The 15,972-nt window shown below is 67.5% G+C and carries 17 protein-coding genes; 4 read left to right on the top strand and 13 right to left on the bottom strand.

Annotated features, from left to right (window positions below):
* Positions 1–36: 36 nt before the first annotated feature.
* From ACFWIX_RS13200 to ACFWIX_RS13150, 11 genes are all read right to left on the bottom strand, one after another.
* Positions 37–1,863 (bottom strand): IucA/IucC family protein, encoded by a 1,827-nt coding sequence (locus ACFWIX_RS13200; protein ID WP_377216580.1) that lies wholly within the window; start codon positions 1,861–1,863, stop codon positions 37–39.
* Positions 1,860–2,432: a GNAT family N-acetyltransferase gene (locus ACFWIX_RS13195; RefSeq protein ID WP_377216579.1), complete on the bottom strand. Its 573-nt coding sequence runs from the start codon at positions 2,430–2,432 to the stop codon at positions 1,860–1,862. Before ACFWIX_RS13195 ends, ACFWIX_RS13200 begins: the two co-directional genes overlap by 4 nt.
* Positions 2,429–3,793: a lysine N(6)-hydroxylase/L-ornithine N(5)-oxygenase family protein gene (locus tag ACFWIX_RS13190; protein ID WP_377216578.1), complete on the bottom strand. Its 1,365-nt coding sequence runs from the start codon at positions 3,791–3,793 to the stop codon at positions 2,429–2,431. The genes ACFWIX_RS13195 and ACFWIX_RS13190 overlap by 4 nt, the downstream gene beginning before the upstream one ends.
* Entirely contained in the window at positions 3,790–5,415 is a 1,626-nt protein-coding gene (locus ACFWIX_RS13185; protein WP_377216611.1) for a pyridoxal phosphate-dependent decarboxylase family protein, read from the bottom strand. The genes ACFWIX_RS13190 and ACFWIX_RS13185 overlap by 4 nt, the downstream gene beginning before the upstream one ends.
* A 258-nt stretch (positions 5,416–5,673) precedes the next feature.
* Positions 5,674–6,081: a hypothetical protein gene (locus ACFWIX_RS13180; RefSeq protein ID WP_377216577.1), complete on the bottom strand. Its 408-nt coding sequence runs from the start codon at positions 6,079–6,081 to the stop codon at positions 5,674–5,676.
* A gap of 215 nt (positions 6,082–6,296) precedes the next feature.
* Positions 6,297–6,965: a haloacid dehalogenase type II gene (locus tag ACFWIX_RS13175; RefSeq protein WP_377216576.1), complete on the bottom strand. Its 669-nt coding sequence runs from the start codon at positions 6,963–6,965 to the stop codon at positions 6,297–6,299.
* A complete protein-coding gene (locus ACFWIX_RS13170) occupies positions 6,962–7,291 on the bottom strand; it encodes a GNAT family N-acetyltransferase (RefSeq protein WP_377216575.1) in 330 nt (109 codons plus the stop codon). The genes ACFWIX_RS13175 and ACFWIX_RS13170 overlap by 4 nt, the downstream gene beginning before the upstream one ends.
* A gap of 15 nt (positions 7,292–7,306) precedes the next feature.
* The gene (locus ACFWIX_RS13165; RefSeq protein ID WP_377216610.1) at positions 7,307–8,647 is read right to left on the bottom strand and encodes an acyltransferase; all 1,341 of its coding nucleotides are present in this window, start codon (positions 8,645–8,647) and stop codon (positions 7,307–7,309) included.
* Between the two features lie 68 nt (positions 8,648–8,715).
* Complete coding sequence (locus ACFWIX_RS13160) at positions 8,716–9,567, bottom strand: class II fructose-bisphosphate aldolase (RefSeq protein WP_377216574.1); 852 nt, start codon at positions 9,565–9,567, stop codon at positions 8,716–8,718.
* A gap of 26 nt (positions 9,568–9,593) precedes the next feature.
* On the bottom strand, positions 9,594–10,493 hold the full coding sequence (locus ACFWIX_RS13155; RefSeq protein WP_377216573.1) for an NAD(P)-dependent oxidoreductase: 900 nt from the start codon (positions 10,491–10,493) through the stop codon (positions 9,594–9,596).
* Between the two features lie 18 nt (positions 10,494–10,511).
* Positions 10,512–12,041 carry a four-carbon acid sugar kinase family protein gene (locus ACFWIX_RS13150; protein ID WP_377216572.1) on the bottom strand — a complete coding sequence of 510 codons (1,530 nt, stop codon included), beginning with the start codon at positions 12,039–12,041 and terminating at the stop codon, positions 10,512–10,514.
* A 146-nt stretch (positions 12,042–12,187) separates the two neighbouring features.
* On the opposite strand from ACFWIX_RS13150, the gene ACFWIX_RS13145 reads away from it, so the two are divergent.
* The 4 genes from ACFWIX_RS13145 (at position 12,188) to ACFWIX_RS13130 (ending at position 14,153) form a co-directional block, all read left to right on the top strand.
* Positions 12,188–12,892 (top strand): FadR/GntR family transcriptional regulator, encoded by a 705-nt coding sequence (locus ACFWIX_RS13145; protein ID WP_377216571.1) that lies wholly within the window; start codon positions 12,188–12,190, stop codon positions 12,890–12,892.
* A gap of 88 nt (positions 12,893–12,980) precedes the next feature.
* Complete coding sequence (locus ACFWIX_RS13140) at positions 12,981–13,193, top strand: dodecin (protein ID WP_377216570.1); 213 nt, start codon at positions 12,981–12,983, stop codon at positions 13,191–13,193.
* A 168-nt stretch (positions 13,194–13,361) separates the two neighbouring features.
* Entirely contained in the window at positions 13,362–13,628 is a 267-nt protein-coding gene (locus tag ACFWIX_RS13135; protein ID WP_377216569.1) for a GlsB/YeaQ/YmgE family stress response membrane protein, read from the top strand.
* A gap of 123 nt (positions 13,629–13,751) precedes the next feature.
* Positions 13,752–14,153, top strand: a complete 402-nt coding sequence (locus tag ACFWIX_RS13130; protein WP_377216568.1) for a YtxH domain-containing protein — start codon at positions 13,752–13,754, stop codon at positions 14,151–14,153.
* Positions 14,154–14,295: 142 nt separating this feature from the next.
* Here ACFWIX_RS13130 and ACFWIX_RS13125 read toward each other — a convergent pair whose 3' ends face one another.
* Positions 14,296–14,988: a class F sortase gene (locus tag ACFWIX_RS13125; protein WP_377216567.1), complete on the bottom strand. Its 693-nt coding sequence runs from the start codon at positions 14,986–14,988 to the stop codon at positions 14,296–14,298.
* A gap of 9 nt (positions 14,989–14,997) precedes the next feature.
* The gene (locus tag ACFWIX_RS13120; protein WP_377216566.1) at positions 14,998–15,813 is read right to left on the bottom strand and encodes a hypothetical protein; all 816 of its coding nucleotides are present in this window, start codon (positions 15,811–15,813) and stop codon (positions 14,998–15,000) included.
* Positions 15,814–15,972: the final 159 nt, after the last annotated feature.

Genomic DNA, 15,972 nt, shown 5'->3' with positions numbered 1-15,972 from the left:
CCAGCTGACTGAGTTTGCCCAGGCACGTTAGGCGCCTCAGGCGCCTGGGCGGAACCGGGCCAGCGGGTTGGCCAGCCGGCCGGCCTTCTGCAGGCCGCCGGAGGGGTCCGCCAGGTCCAGCATGTTCTGGTTGTTGCGGAGCTGGAGCCGGTTGAGGCAGGAGAGCTCGAAGTCAGCGGCGAACAGGTCGTGCCGCGCGAACTGGTCCGCGAGCTCGGGGTGGTCCGCCTGGTAATCGGCCACGGCCGCGGCCGCCGTCCGCCAGAACTGTTCCTGGGGAAGGGTCCCGGCTTCGTCCAGGAGGGCGGCGAGGAAACGGAAAATGCAGTCGAAGATGTCCGTGAAGATGGCCAGAACTTTTTCGCCGTCCGGGATGTCCGCCTTGATCCGGGACACCTCCGCGGGCAGGTCCAGCCGGTCCCCCATTGCCACGATCTCCTCGGCGATGTCCTTCATGATGGCACTGACCGGAACGCCGTTTTCCAGGACCAGGATGACGTTCTCGCCATGCGGCATGAAAGCAAGCTCGTACTTGGCCATGCAGTGCACCAGCGGCACCAGGTACGCCTCGAAGTAGCGGCGCAGCCACACCTCCGGTGCCAGCCCGGACCGTTCGATCAGCGCGGACACCATCGGCTTGCCGGCGGCGTCGACGTGCAGGAGGGAGGCCATGGTTGCCAGCTGCTGGACCTCCTCCAGCAGGGGCAGCGGGCTCTCGCGCCACAGGGCGGACAGCATCTTGCGGTAGGGCGAACCGGACGCCGACCCTGCCTCGTAGGTGCCGTTGTGGTAGCCGATCGCGGCGACCTCGGCGATCATGGTGAAGCCTCGCGACTGCAGTGCACTGTCCGTCTCGATGAGCGTGCGCAGCCAGTCGTTGATGGCCGGCGTGGCCTTCATGTACTGCGGGGAAAGGCCGCGCATGAAGCCCATATTCAGCACGGACATGGCGGTCTTGACGTAGTGCCGGTCCGGTGCCCCGGTGTTGAAGAACGTCCGGATGGACTGCTGCGCCTGGTAGGTGTCCGTCCCGGTGCCCAGGTGCACGATCAGCTGCCGGGCGATCTCCGCCGCGAAGGTCACCGTGAGCTTGTTCTCCCACTGCCAGGGGTGCACGGGCATGAGGAAGTACTGGTCCGGATCCAGGCCCTCCAGCTGCAGGTGGGCGATGAACCGGCCGGCCAGGGGCCCGAGCTCGGCGTCCAGATGGGCACGGTAGTCCAGCCCGGCGCTGGCGGTGAACACGGCGCGGCTGCGGTGCACGGCGATCCATTCGAGGTGCACGGGAGCGCCGGTTTCCGGGGCGAACGCGAGGTAGTCGCTGATGCCGAACCCCAGGCGGCCGTTGTTGGCCACGAAGCACGGGTGCCCTTCGGTCATGCTGCGTTCGATGGCCTGGAAGTCCGCGGCCGGGTCCTGCCCGCCGGTGACGCCGGCGGCAAGTTCCGCGGCGGCCGGCTGCCCGGCCCACTGCTTGTAGGCGTGGCTGGCCAGGGTGCTGCTGACCTCTTCGAGGTAGACCGGCAGCATCTGGATATTGATCCCGAGGGTTTCGTGGAAGGCCGTGATGAACTCCAGGACGTCCAGGGGCGCCTCGGTGCCGTCCCGGAAATGCTGGATGGAACCTGCGTCGATGGACCAGTGGTCGAGTTCGAGCAGGCGGGCCCGGAACCGGTATTCGTGGCTGCCATTGGCCACGCTGTAGGTGCCGTCCCCGGCGGACTCCGGGGTCAGGATGCGTTCGTGCGAGAACTCGGCGAGCGCCTTGCGGAGCAGGTGCCGGTTGGCGAGGTCCCAGCGGTCGGCGGTGAGGTGGGCTGTCTGAGGCAGCGTTGCGGCGGCGGGTTCGAGGTGGATGGTCACAGTGCGGCTCCCTGGAGGATGGATGCGGAGGTCTGGGGGAAGTGGGCTGCGCGGGCGGCGTGGAAGTCGGCGCGGGTGCAGAAGCTGAGCAGGGCTTCCTTGTCCGGCAGGTTGACGGTTCCGGCGGGCTGGAAGCCGAAGCGGACGTTGAGGGCGTGGATCTTGGTGTTCCGGACATCCGGTTCGACCACCACGCGCTCCACGTCCGGCCGGTCAAACAGCCTGCTGAGGACGGCGTCCATCACCGCGGCGGTGTACCCCGGTATTGGAGCGGACGACGGCGGCGCCACCAGCAGGTGCATCCCCACGTCACCGGGATGCACCGGATAGAGGGAGGCCAGCGGCGAGGACCCCGGAAGGTATTCCTCCGTGAGGAAGGCGGGGACGCCGTCGTCGAGCCCCAGAAGCGCGTGGTGGTGGCCGCTCGCCTGGATGCTTGCGTATTCTGCCGCGACGTCGGCCACTGTTGCGGACTGCATCCCCCAGAACGAGGCATACGGCCGGGTGACCCAGCTGTGGAGGAGGGGTGCGTCGGCTTCGGCGTCCAGGCAGCGGAAGGTGAAACTCATGCCTGCACCTCCGCGGGGGTGGGCACGCTGGCAGGAATGCCTGCCGGGGCGCCGAACTGCTGGAACGCGATGCTGGGCTCCACCGGGTAGACCTCGCGGCCGGTGATTTCGCGCAGGATGCAGGAGTTGCGGTAGGCGCCCATGCCCAGGTCCGGGGTGACGAAGCCGTGGGTGTGGAGCTCGGCGTTCTGGACGAAGATCTCGCCGGCTTCGGCACTGATGCCGTAGTTGCGGTCCACGGCGAAGCGGCCGGCGCTGTCGCGGGCGATCCGGTCCTGGATGCCGGCCAGGAACGCCGGTTCGCGGTAGCCGTAACCGGTGGCCAGGACCACGGCCTCGCTCTCCAGGGTGTAGTCGCTTCCCTGCTCGCCGTGGTGCAGCTGGAGGGTGTGGGTCCCGGCGCCGTCATCCCAGTGGGCGCCGGTGAGGGCCGAGTGCGTGAGGAGCTGCGTGTCCACCAGGCCGGAGAGGCTGCGGGTGTAAAGGAGGTCGTAGATGGCGTTGATCAGGTCCGAGTTGATGCCCTTGTAGAGGTTTTTCTGGTTCCTGACCAGGTCATCCCGCTGGCCGCGCGGGAGGCTGTGGAAGTAATCCACGTACTCCGGCGAGGTCATTTCCAGAGTGAGCTTGGTGTATTCCAGCGGGAAGAACCGGCCGGACCGGGTCACCCAGTTCAGCTGGTAGCCGTGGGCGTCTGCCTCCTGGAGCAGCTCGTAGTAGACCTCGGCTGCGCTCTGGCCGCTGCCCAGGACGGTGATGCTGCGCCGCTGCTGCAGTTCGGCCTTGCGGGCCAGGTAGTCCGAGTTGTGGAGGACCAGCCCCCCGCGGCCCGCGGCGGAGTCGGCCAGGATCCCTTCCGCGGCCTGCGGGACGTACGGGCTGGTGCCGGTGCCCAGCACCAGCCGCCGCGCCCTGAGCACCTCCGGCCCGGCCGGGCCCTGGACGGAAAGGTGGTACACGCCGTCGTCGTACGCCGTTTCCAGCACCTCCGTGCTAAAACGCACCGAGGACAGCTGGCCGGCCACCCACTGGCAGTACTGGTTGTATTCGGCCCGCAGCGGATAAAAATCCTCGCGGATGTAGAAGCGGTAGAGCCGGCCGGTCTGCTTGAGGAAGTTCAGGAAGGAGTAGCGCGAGGTGGGGTCGGCCATGGTCACCAGGTCCGCCATAAACGGGACCTGGAGATGGGCCGGCTCCAGCATCATGCCGGGGTGCCAGTCGAAGGACGGGCTGCGGTCCAGGAAGATGCCGTCCAGGCCGTCCACCGGTTCCGCAAGGGCGGCGAGGCCCAGGTTGAAGGGCCCGACGCCGATGGCGGCGAAGTCGTAAATCTTTCCATTGCTGGGAGTGCTGATGCTCATGCCGCGGCCTCCTCGGCGAGGAGCTCCTCGGCGAGGAGCTCCTCGCCGGTGGTGCGCACGAAGTCGATGATGCCGGCAATGTCCTCGAGGGTGGCTTCTGCGTTGAGGAGCGTGAACTTGAGGTAGTGGCGGCCGTTGACCTTGGTGCCGGCCACAACGGCCTGGCCCGAGGCGAAGACGGCGGCGCGGATGGCGGGGTTGAGCGCGTCGGCGGCATCCTCGGTGATGCGTTCGCCGGAGGCGGTGCGGGGCCGGTAGCGGAACACGAGGGTGCTCAACTGGGGTGCGGCGGCGAGTTCGAAGTCGTCGTCGGCGGCGAGGAGGCAGCCGACGCGGGCGGCGAGGTCGATCGCTTCGTCGAACAGGGCGCCCACGGCGTCCGCGCCCATGATGCGGAGGGTCAGCCAGAGCTTGAGCGCGTCGAAGCGGCGGGTGGTCTGGATGCTCTTGTCCACCTGGTTGGGGATGTCCGCCAGGGCCGCGCTTTCGGGGTTCAGGTAGTCCGCATAGTAGGTGATGTGGCGGAGCATGGCGGATTCGCGGACCAGGAGGGCACTGGAGCTGACGGGTTGGAAGAACGTCTTGTGGAAGTCCACCGTGACCGAATCCGCCAGGCCGGTCCCGTCCAGCAGGTGGCGGTAGCGGGCGGAGACCATGAGGCCGCCACCGTAGGCTGCATCGACGTGGAACCAGGCGCCATAGGCGCGGGCCAGCGCTGCGAGCTCTGCGAGCGGGTCCACCACTCCGAAGTCCGTGGTCCCGGCGGTGGCGACGACCGCCATGGCGGTGAGGCCGGCGTCGTGCGCTTCCGCCATGGCCGCGGCGAGCGCTGCCGGGTCCATCCGGCGGTCCGCCGTGCACGGGACGGTGATGACGGCGTCGAAGCCCAGGCCCAGCATGGAGGCCGATTTCTGGATGCTGAAGTGGCTGTCCTCGGAGGTGAAGATGCGGAGGGTGTCCAGCAGGGCGGGGAGGCGCCGGCTGCTGCGGGCGGGGTCGCGGCGGAGGCCGGCGACGGCGTGGTTGCGTGCGATGAGGAGGGCCTGCAGGTTGGACTGGCTGCCGCCGGAGGTGAACACGCCGTCCGCGAAGGGGCCGAGGTGGAGGCGTTCGGCGGTCCAGTCGATCAAGCGGCGTTCGATCATCGTGGCGCCGGCGCTCTGGTCCCACGTGTCCAGGGAGGAGTTGACCGCAGAGAGCACTGCCTCGCCCACCAGCGCGGGAATCACCACGGGGCAGTTGAGGTGCGCGGCGTACTTGGCGTCGTGGAAGTAGACGGCGTCGCGGAGGTACACCTCCTCCAGTTCCTGCAGTGCGGCCGCGGTGTCCGGGAGGGGGGCGTCCAGGTCAACGGCCGCGACGCGCGCCTTGAGTTCGGAAGGCCCGACGCCGGTGAACGGCTGCGTCGTCCGCTCCAGCTTGGTGGCAACGGCGGTGACCCCCTGCAGCACCTGCGCCACGTAACGGGGCGAGTTGCGGGCGTTGAAGAGATGATTGGTGGCACCGAGCGCCAGTTCCACCCGGGAGCCGAAATCCTGGGCGGGTGCGTGGCGGGGGGTGTGGGGGCTGGACTGGATGCGGCCGTGTGGGTCGTCCACGGGTGGTTCGTCAAGGCGGGGCATCAGCGGCACAGGGTTTCCTTTGCTCAGGCGTGGGGTTGCATAGGCAAGCCTTACTTAGGGAACCCTTTTAAGCAAACTTTTGTACGCTAATTGTCCGCAGGCGCGGATTCTCGCGGGCTTTGCGTCTTCCTAGAGCGTCATTGACTGGATGGCCCTGGGTGGTTTGGGGCAGAATGACCCGTCACCCGGGTTCAAAAACCCTTAAAAAGCTGTGGCACCCGCCCTGAGGGGCGGGTGCCACAGCTTTTACTTGAGGTTCTAGCCGAGCAGTCCGCCCAGCAGTCCCTCGTCGTCCTGACCACCATCAGTGGTGCTGTCGGCCGAGGTATCAGCATCGACATTGCTGTCGACGTCGGGATCGACGTCTACATCAGTGTCGTTACCGCTCAGGTTGCCACTCAGGACATCCGACAGGTCAGCATCGATGCCGTTGAGAACATTGTTGTTGCTCGCAACGTCACCGGTGTCGACCAGACCACCGTTGAGGATGTTATCCAACGACAGGTTGCCGCTATCGGTGATGCTGTTGTCGGTCACCTGGGCGACCTCGTCCACATGGGCTTCAGTGGAGTCCCCCGCGTCGGCACTGGCCAGGCCAGCACCTCCGACGAGCATCAGGCCGCTCACGGCTCCGACTGCCAGGGACTTCGTGAAGATGTTCCGCATGTTTCTGCCTCCAATTTCTGTTGGGGTTGGGGACGTTAAGTGCTTCGGAGGCACCCCCGGAAGCGGATGGGTCCAAATTTCCCAGCCTCGCCGGATCCCCCTTTTCAGGTGCCGGCCACCCTGCCCTGCCCCCGCAAACCCGCGGATTCCGAGGAAGCTAAAAAGCTGGGCCTGCTCTTCTGGCACGCCCTTCAATGGCAGCGCCGGCGCAGGCCCTAAACCAGCACCTCCGCCAACTCCGGCAGCGCACGCACCGTATGGTCGGCGGGCCTGAAGTGGTCCGGATAGGCACCGCCGGACCGGTTGATCCAGGCCGTCTGAGCACCGGCCGAGGAGGCCCCATGGATGTCCCACGGATGGACGGCCACCAACAGAAGCTCGGAGACATCCACCCCCAGCTGCCCGGCCGCGTACCGGTACGCCCGCGCGTCCGGCTTCCACGCCGGGGCGTCGGTAACGCTCAGCAGCTGTTCCACGTCGTCCCGGACGCCGGCGTTGCTGAACAGCTTGTCCGCCAGCGCCGTGGATCCGTTGCTCAGGGTGGCCAGTCGGAACCCGCCGGCTTTCAGCGCTCCAATCCCCGGCACCACGTCCGGATGCAGTTCCAGAGCGGACATGCCGTCCATGATGTGCTGCACCGCCGCGTCCAGGCCCCGGTCCAGCTCTTCTCCGCGGAGCAGTCCCCGCAACACGGACGCGCCGACGTCCGCGAAGGCCGGGTTCTCCCCCGCCGCGGTGAGCGCGAAACCGTCCCGCAGGAGCGCAGCAAACCAGAGCTTCGCGGCCCCGGGGGCTGCCCCGACTTCAGCGAACCGGTCCGCCATGGGCGCCATGTCGGACAAGGTTTCATTGACGTCGAACAGGATGGCAGCCGGCCGCGTCACTGCTCCGGCCAGTCGACGCACTGCTCATAGCCCTCGTGCTTCCGGAGGTAGCCCGAGATAAACGGGCAATGCGGGATGATCCGTTTACCCGATGCCACCACGTCGTCCAAGGCAAAGTGGGCCAGCACCTTCGCCAGCCCGCGGCCCTCGAAGCCCTCGGTGGTTTCGGTGTGGGTAAAGTCGATGTGGCCGGGAAGGTCGCGGAAGAAGGACTTCACCGCCACCTGTCCGTCCACGCTCAGCTCATACCGGTGGCGTGCGTCATTGCGGGCCAGGGAGACACCGGCGGCGAACCGGTCGTCAGTGGACATCATGTTCTCGGTCATGGTTCGACACTGGCACTACTTCACGCCGCTGGCAATGCCTCCCTTGCCCCGGCGGCGCTTCCGGTGCGCGTCGCGGGCGGCCAGCGTGCCGCTCCTCCGCCGCGGCGCGTGCCGGTCGCGCAGGAGCATCAGGGCCAACGCGAAGCAGACGGCCCCCACTCCCAACAGCTCCAGCGTCAGCCCGGTCAGCGCGCCTGCCGCGGCAGGAAAGAAAACCACGACGGCGGCGCCCGCCGCAGCGGCGGGCCGGAAGCCCGTGGCGGGAGACGCCGTCGTACGCTGCTCGAGGTGGCCGAAGGCGGCGAGGACCGGCACCAAAAGGATGGCAAGGGCCAGCAACACGATGGGCCGCGCCCACCACCACTCTGCCGTGCCGGCGGCGGGCTTGGGGAACGGCGTGAGCAGGAGCAGCCCGGACATCGCTCCGAGCAGGGGCAGGTGCCAGAGGTACACCGTCAGGGACCTGCTGCCGGTCACCAGCAACAGCCGCCGGACGCGCGGGGCGCTGCCGGCGGCGGTGAGCGCCGGGCGGGCCAGCTGCATCAGGGACGCCTGCGAGATACCCAGCAATAACAGGGTCAGGTTGGGCGGGTTCAGGTTGACCAGCATGTTGTTCGAGTAGATCCCAAGCGCCGTGACCGCGCCCATGACAAGATTCGCCGCCAATGCAATCCCGGCCAGGGCCGGCCGCGATAGCCGGGCGGCGTGGCCATCCGCCATCAGGAACCCGAGCTGCTGCACCGCCCACCAGAGGAACAGCAGGTTGAGGTAGGCCAGCTCCGGCACCGCGCCCCGACAACTGTCCACCGCCACCACCAAAGTGGCGAGCCCCAGGAAAGTCAGCCAGGGACTGCGGGAGTGCAGTGCGGACAGGAGCGGGATGTTCAGCTGCGCGGCAAGGTAGGCGGCAAGGAACCACAGGGGCATGGCGCCGCCGGAGGCGAGCAGCTGCACCACCTGCGGGTGCACGCCGAGCAGCCCGGCGAGCCAGAAGCCCAGGAACATCGCGGCCAGAACGGCGACGGCGGGGCGGAGGAAACGGCGGAGGCGGCCACGCACAAAGTCGGCCGCCGTGCCGCCGCGGGCCACCAGCCGCCGCCACGACTGCAGCCCGGTGATGCCGCCGGTCACGAAAAACAGCGGCATCACCATGAACACCCAGATGACCGGCTCAAACCAGTCCTGGTCCCCGAGCGTGTTTTGCGTGGTCACGGTGCCGTCCGGATGCAGGACCGGGCTGACCATCATGGCGTGCCCCACCACCACCAGCGCCAGGGAGATGCAGCGGACAAGGTCGATCGCCGGATCGCGGACAGGCTCCGCTCCGGGCTGCACGCGTAGCTCCAAGGGGCCGATGCCGCTCACAGGACCATTCTGCGCCCGCCCCACGAGTGTTTGTCCAGATCAAGGCGGCTTTTGGGCCTCTATCGGGACAAAAACCCCACGGCGGCGGCAGCGAACGATCCCGCCGACCTGTTCCAGTGGCCCAGCAGCGCCTGGAGGTTCTCGCCGTCGGCCCTTTGTGCCGGAAGCTGCTCCTGCAGAGTCGCCAGCACACCGGTGCGCAGCTCGGTGTTGAAGTTGACCTTCCCCACGTTCATTGCGGCAGCCTTCACCAGCTCCTCCGGCGGAATCCCGGACGCGCCGTGCAGCACCAGCGGCAGCCGCGTGCGCACCGCAATGTCCTGCAGCACATCCCAGCGCAGCTGCGGCTCGCCCTTGTACCGGCCGTGCACGTTGCCCACGGCTACGGCCAGCAGCTCCGCCCCGGAACGGGAGACAAAATCCTCCACCTGCGCCGAATCGGTCAGGCCCGCGACGTCCACGCCTGCCTGGCCGGGTTCAAAGGCGCGGTCTTCGTCCCCTGCCAGCCCGCCCAGTTCAGCTTCAAGGACGACGGCGGCACCCAGCCGGGCGCGCGCGGCACGGACCAGCGCAATATTGTCCTCATATGGCAGGGACGACCCGTCCGCGAGGACCGCATCCGCGCCCGCGGCCACGGCAGCGGCCATGACGTCCAGGTCCGTGGCGTGGTCCAGCTGGACGGAGACTGGCACGGAAGCCGCGTCGGCCAGGCCGCGGAGGGCGGCGATGAGGCGCAGCCCGTTGGGCGTGGCCGCGGTCTTCGGGGCGACCAGCAGGATCACGCCCCTGCCGGCGTCCTCGGCGGCGGCCACCACGGCCAGGGCGGTCGTGAAGTCATAGCAGGTGAAGGCCGGGACGGCGGAGCCCTGCTGCAGGGCGGAGGTGACGAGGTGGTCGAGGCGTGTACGCATCAGAAAATGTTCCTCAGTGGGCGGGATCAGGAAGTGCGCTTGACAGGGGCCACGACTTTGATGACCGCGGAGTCATCGGCGGCGGCGAGGCCCTGCGCCTGGCCCAGCAGGTAGAGCTGCTCGGCGGCGGCGGCAACGGGGGCCGCCAGGCCGGCGGCGCGGGCGGCCTTGCCCACGATGCCCATGTCCTTGACGAAGATGTCCAGCCGGGACAGCACCTCGGCACCTTCCTCGTTGTACGCCTCGAGGATGCGCGGGCCACGGTTGGACAGCATGAAGGAGCCGGCCGCGCCTGCTTCAAGGGCGGCGAGGGTCTTGGCCTGGTCCAAGCCGAGGGCGTCGGCGAGGGCCATGGCCTCGGCTGCGGCGGCGATGTGCACGCCGCAAAGAAGCTGGTTGACGGTCTTGAGTGCCTGGCCGTCTCCGGGCTTGTCGCCCACCACGGTCAGGGTGGAGGCCAGCAGTTCCAAGGCGGGCGCGGCCTTTTCCCGGGCTTCCGGGGAAGCGCCGACGACGATCAGCAGGTCGCCTTCGCCGGCGCGCTGCGGCCCGCCGGACAGCGGCGCGTCCACCAGTTCCACGCCGTATTCCGCGAGCTTTTCCACGGTGTCGGGGATCGCTTCGGTGCCCACCGTGCTGCCGAGGATCACGACGGCGCCGCGCGTCAGCACGGGTGCCACGCCGTGCTCGCCGAACAGGACGTCGTTCAGCTGCTCGCCGTTGCGGACCGCGAGGAGGACGGCGTCGGCACCCTTGGCGGCTTCGCGGGCGGAGACGAAGGTTGTGATGCCTGCCTCTTCGGCAAGCTTGAGCCGCGCTTCGGCGATGTCGAAGCCGTGGACGGTCAGCTGGCTTGCCAAACGGGTGGCCATGGGCAGGCCCATAGCGCCGAGCCCCAGGACGCTGACGGTGTAATTGCTGGTCATGGTGTGTTCCTTTTGAAATTAAAAAGTGCTGCTGAGCTTGCGCGTGACCTGGGCGAGGGACTCGTCGTCGCCTACGTTCCCGGCAAAGACGATGTACGGGATGCCCTTGGCCGGCCCGTCCACCGGCTCCCACAGGCTCACGATTCCGGGCAGCATGGGGCCGCGGACGATCGCGTGCCGGATCTCCAGGCCATGCGCGGCAACGTCGGAGGACGTGATGCCGCCCTTCGCGATGACGAACCGCGGCGGGAAGGTCTTCAGGGTGCGGTTCACCACGCCGACGACGGCGGCGGACACCGTGCGCGCGATCCGCAGGCTTTCAGCAGGGTCGTCCGCCTTGATGAGCAGGCGGCTGGTGTGGAGGATAACGTCACCTCCGCGGAGGGCATCGACCACGGAGTCCACGGTCTGGTTCAAGTAGGCATCAGCCTGCTCTTCGCTTCCGGCGAGAAGCCGCTCCACGTCGATTTCGATGATACGGGCCGCGCTGTGCTGGTCCGTGAGGACCCTCAGCTGGCGGGTGGTGACGCCCACGTGGGAGCCCACCACGATCAGACCGCCCGCCCGGGACGGGGTGTGGCCGGCGTAGGCCTCCTCGCCGTTGAGCTCGGGCCGGATCTCCTGGCCAATGCGGGCGCGGCCGAACGGCGGGCCCACACGGTAAAGGAATTTCTTGCCGCGGCGTTCTGCCTCTTCCAGGCCCAGCGCCAGGGCACGGAGGTCGTTTTCGGTGACGATGTCCGCCACGATCGGGGTGGAGTCCTTGGCGTCGCTGACGGCATCCGCAATGGCGTCGGCGGATACGGCGGGGTCTCCGTCCGTGCCGTCGGCTGCGGCTCCGGCGCGGATGATGTTCAGGTCCAGGACGATCACCGAGTCCGCCGGGAACCGGCCCTGCGACTTCTCCTCCACATACTTGGCCATGTCCGAGTTGGCGAAGCCGAAGGTGGCGTCCCGGGCGAACTCGGTTTCGGCCACGGGGGTCAGGGTGCCGGCTGCCTCGCCGGTGCCGCGCATGTAGTGCACGCCGCCGATGGTGACCCGCCCGGCGTCGGGGAAGGCAGGAACCATAACCACACCGTCGGTGGACTCACCGCTGGCCTCGGCGACGGTGGCGGCGATGACGTCCGGCTCGAGGGGAAAGTGACCGCGGAGGGTGGAGTCGCTGCGGCTCACGAAGCCGAGCCGCAGCCCGGCGCCGGAACCGGTACCGGAATTGTTGGCGGCGGCAAGGGCGTGGCGGACCACTTCCTGGTTCCGGGCGGCCGCTTCGGCGGGGTCAAGGCTGCGGGTGTTGGTAAGGACATAGACGGCGGGGCCACAGCCGCTCGCCCCGATGTGGGCGAACGCCCATTCGAAGTCCGGGACGTCCCAACTGGTGAGTACGGGCAGATCCGCAACGGACTGAGTACCGGTGGGGTCGTCGTCGAGCACTACCAGGACCTTGGGCGACTCGGCGCTGGCGGCGGCCACGGCGCTGGCAACCAAGGACGCGGGAATCCGGACCTCTGCCGGAAAGGCGGCGAGGACGTCTGCTTCAAGGGTCACGGTTTCACTCCATTGTGGTGTTTTCTGCGATCTGTCAGATGTCTTACATCTAGCATCTGCTGTTAGTGTGGCATACGGCATAAAGCAGCGCAAGTAGACTTTGACCTCCCTGCGACGTGCGCAGGCGCAGGCACGATGGGGGCGGCATGGCAAGGAAATCCCTGGTGGGCGTGGTAGCCGACGAGCTGCTGGACCGCATCATTCAGGGCGAATTTCCGCCCGGCGCCACTGTCCCCGGCGAGCACGAGCTCAGCGCCCGGCACGAGGTCAGCCGGATGACCGTCAGGGAAGCCATGAAAACGCTCCAGGCGCAGCGCATCCTCAGCGTGGAGCGCGGCCGCGGAACCTTCGTCAATCCGCTCAACAAATGGAGTTCTCTCGAAGCGGTCCTGCGCGCGGCGTCCGAAGGCAAGAACGACGCCGATGCCGCGGTCCAGCTCATTGAGTTGCGCCGCATGCTGGAAACGGGCGCCTGCGAGCTGGCCGCCGGCCGCATCACGGCAGAGGAAACCGGGCAGCTCTTCGCCTACGTGGATGCTATGCGGCAGGCCCACGGCATCAACGATGTCGCCGCATTCGTGGCAGCGGACCTGGCCTTCCATGACCTGATCCTGCAGGCCTCCGGCAACGTCTTCGTCTCCGTCCTGTTCGAGCCGCTGCACCGCGTCCTGGAGCAACGCCGCACCGAAACCTCAGCCGTGCCCGCCATCCAGGAACACGCCATCGGGCACCACCAGACCATCGCGGATGCACTCAAATCCGGCAATGCCGTGCGGGCCCGCGAGGCCATGGACGCCCACATGCAGCAGACCCTCGATGATCTGAAGACGCTGGTCCTGCAGGCCAAGTAGGTCTCCCCGCTCTGGCCAGTGCCCGGATTCGCCACTAGTCTTCAAGGACGCCCGCAACCGGGATCATCGGCAATCACGAGGAGCGAAGTTGTCCAATCACACGTACAGCATTTCTGAAATTGTCGGCACGTCGGACCAGGGCGTGGATGACGCCGTCCGCAACGGCATCGCCCAGGCCGCCAAGACGGTCCGGAACCTTGACTGGTTCGAGGTCAAGGAGATCCGCGGACACCTCGAGGACGGCAAAATCGCCGACTGGCAGGTCACCATCAAGATCGGATTCCGCCTCGACGAACGCTGACCTCCGCCGCACCAATCCGGGCCAAGCGCCTGACCGCCACGCTCCTGACATGGACTTTTTCCGCGCGTCGGGTTGGCAAATCGATAGTAAGCATGATTACTATTGAGCCAGAAGGATGAAGTGCTTCCGGAATCCGGAGGCCTCCTTTACTAGGAAGAGGAACGAAAAATGGGATTTATTGCATTTCTGATTCTCGGACTTATTGCTGGTGCCATCGCCAAGGCGATCCTGCCGGGTAGGCAGGGTGGCGGCTGGCTGATCACGCTCGTCCTGGGCGTCGTAGGAGCACTCCTCGGCGGCTGGATCGGCGGCATGATCTTCGGCAGCGGACTGCAGGAGTTCTTCTCCCTGCAGACGTGGCTGCTGGCCATCGGCGGCGCACTTATCGTGCTGCTGGTGTACGGCATGATCACCAAGCGCAGCGCACGCGGATAACTGACGCGCGCGCCAGGAAACCGGCCTGGGGGACACCATCCCCGGGCCGGTTTTCTTTACCCCCGGCATACCCGGCCTAAATCCGCCGGGACCGCAAAACCCCTCACGGAACAGGAGTTCGACGTGAAAAACAAGCTTCTTTTGGGCGTGGGAATCGCCACAGGTTACATTCTTGGATCACGTTCCGGCCGCGCCGCCTATGACAAGCTCAAGGCCCGCGCCGCCGGCATTTGGGACAGCCAGCCCGTGCAGGAAAAGGTCACCGTGGCCACCGAAGCAATCAAGGAAAAGGCTCCGGTTATGGCCGAACAGCTGACCGAGGCTGCCCGGCGCGCCGGAACCGTGGTTGGTTCCGCCATGCACCGCAACGACTCGGCGGCGAACTCCGGCAGCGAATCCGCCGGCACCGGCTCCGAAACTCCGGCAGCTGCCGAAGGACTGGGCGACGACCACATCCCCGCCCACAGCACGCACCCGGAAACCACCAACCTGGGGACCTCAACCGGGAACGGCACCAAGCCGTAGCAGCCGCACGTGATGCCGGGCAGCCCGTGTGACAACGGGGAACCCGCCGCCGTGTGCTACAACTGAAAATCCTTGCTGGCCGTCGCGATCCTTGGGGGACGCGGCGGCCAGCGACGTGTTCAGGTCTTTTCGCAGGCCGCCGTCAGCGCCGGGGCGAGGCGGTGACCACCACGTTCTTGCCCCAGGGATCCTCCGTATAACAGCTGATCAGGACCACCCGATTGGGCACCACGTTCCAAATGTCGCTGTCACGGAGGGTGTTCTTGTCGTAGGTGGTAACGGAATCCACCGCGTAGTTCAGCACACCCTTCGCCGTGGTCACGGTGACGGGCTGGCCCACCAGGCCGGTGTTGCTCAGCCGGTTGAACGGGGCATCGCCGCCGTCCCAGCTGTGGCCGGCGATGTAGGTCGTATTCACCGACCCATGCCCGGGCACACCGTAGTTGGTCAGCCAGTAGGCCTCCAGCGTCAGCGGCGGAACCAGCGACCCCGCGGCGAGCTCGTCCCCGCTGACCGTCAGCGGCAATACGCGGACGTCGAAATCGGCGGCCTTGATGGACACGTGCAAAGGCGCGGCGGCCGCCGGACCCGCCGGCCTGCGCACCGCTGCCGGAGACGAAAACCCCGCCGACGGAGCCGCTGCCGACGGAACGGAAGAATGTTCGACGCCGGCGCTGCCGCCGTCGTACGCTGAACCTCCGGCGGAACTCCCCCACACTCCGTTGGCCGACGCCAGGAAGAGGGCTGCGGCGAGGCCCGCCGCGCCCAGTCCGGACACGGCAAACCAGCGCCGGCGGGTAGGCCGGCGCTGGTTATCCGTGGTCCGCGGTTCCACTGCGGGTTGTTACTTGCGGGCCGATTCCAGGCGGCGCATCCGCAGGGCAACACCCGCGGGAACTGCGATGCCAGCGGCGAGGAGGCCGGCCAGGAGCGCCAGGCCTGGGTGCGTGGCCGGCTCCGTTTCAACGGCGGTCTGGACATTGAGTCCCTTGTTAACCACTGGCGCCGCAGCCGGAGCGGCAGCGGGCGTGTCTGCCCCGATGGCGTCCGGATTGCAGGCCGCCAGGAATGCCTTGAAGAGCGCCAGGAGGTTGGCCGCCGTCTCTTCGTCCAGCGAGACAGCACCCAGGGCAGTCTCAAATTCGGCGAGCGCGGCCTCGTAGGCATCCTCGGCAGCGAGGATCTCCGGGGTGCTGATGGCTGCCTCATAGGCCGCGTTCAGGTCGTCGACCTTCTGGCCGGCTTCGTTCTCGGCGAGGACAGCAGCGTCCCGGGCAGCCTCGGCTTCAGCGATGGCGTCAGCGTCGCCCGCCTCCTGAGCGGCCGCCAGGGCGGCTTCGGCGTCAGCGACGGCGGTCGTGGCAGCCTCGAGCTCTGCCTCTGCGGCTCCGAGCTGGGCGTCGAGGTCGGCACCGGCAGCCTCTACCAGCTCAAAGTACTTGGCCTCGGCGACGGCAGCGGCCTCGGCAGCAGCCTCAAGCCGGGTAACCGTTTCCTCAGTGATGCCGGCCGCGGAGAGCGCGGCCTCAAACTGGGTGGAAGCCTGCAGGCAGGCCGCGTCACCCGGTGCCGCGCTGGCGGCCGGGGCTCCAAGAAACAGCCCTCCGGCCACAACAGCTGCCGACGCACCGGCAGCGACCCATTTAGAAACAGCAGTCATAACGTCAAAGTCCCCCTAGGACACGAAGCGGCCACCGGGCCAGTCCCCGGCGGTTTCAGCGCGCCGCAGGGCATCCCGAGTGCGCTCTGTACCAAGGAGGTTCGCCGGAGGAAGCATGGGGAAAGGCCCTGCTGCTGATCGTCCGGATTGGATAGGCGG

Origin of the sequence: Pseudarthrobacter sp. NPDC058362 (genome assembly GCF_042723515.1) — a bacterium.
Lineage (GTDB): Bacteria > Actinomycetota > Actinomycetes > Actinomycetales > Micrococcaceae > Arthrobacter.
The sequence above is the reverse complement of the archived record's forward strand: the minus strand, read 5'-3'. Positions and strand labels throughout refer to the sequence as shown.

Coding starts and splice junctions, on each gene's coding strand:
- ACFWIX_RS13155 (WP_377216573.1), bottom strand. CDS start 10,493: ATGACCAGCAATTACACCGTCAGCGTCCTGGGGCTCGGCGCTATGGGC.
- ACFWIX_RS13195 (WP_377216579.1), bottom strand. CDS start 2,432: ATGAGTTTCACCTTCCGCTGCCTGGACGCCGAAGCCGACGCACCCCTC.
- ACFWIX_RS13170 (WP_377216575.1), bottom strand. CDS start 7,291: ATGACCGAGAACATGATGTCCACTGACGACCGGTTCGCCGCCGGTGTC.
- ACFWIX_RS13145 (WP_377216571.1), top strand. CDS start 12,188: ATGGCAAGGAAATCCCTGGTGGGCGTGGTAGCCGACGAGCTGCTGGAC.
- ACFWIX_RS13185 (WP_377216611.1), bottom strand. CDS start 5,415: ATGCCCCGCCTTGACGAACCACCCGTGGACGACCCACACGGCCGCATC.
- ACFWIX_RS13190 (WP_377216578.1), bottom strand. CDS start 3,793: ATGAGCATCAGCACTCCCAGCAATGGAAAGATTTACGACTTCGCCGCC.
- ACFWIX_RS13135 (WP_377216569.1), top strand. CDS start 13,362: ATGGGATTTATTGCATTTCTGATTCTCGGACTTATTGCTGGTGCCATC.
- ACFWIX_RS13160 (WP_377216574.1), bottom strand. CDS start 9,567: ATGCGTACACGCCTCGACCACCTCGTCACCTCCGCCCTGCAGCAGGGC.
- ACFWIX_RS13120 (WP_377216566.1), bottom strand. CDS start 15,813: ATGACTGCTGTTTCTAAATGGGTCGCTGCCGGTGCGTCGGCAGCTGTT.
- ACFWIX_RS13180 (WP_377216577.1), bottom strand. CDS start 6,081: ATGCGGAACATCTTCACGAAGTCCCTGGCAGTCGGAGCCGTGAGCGGC.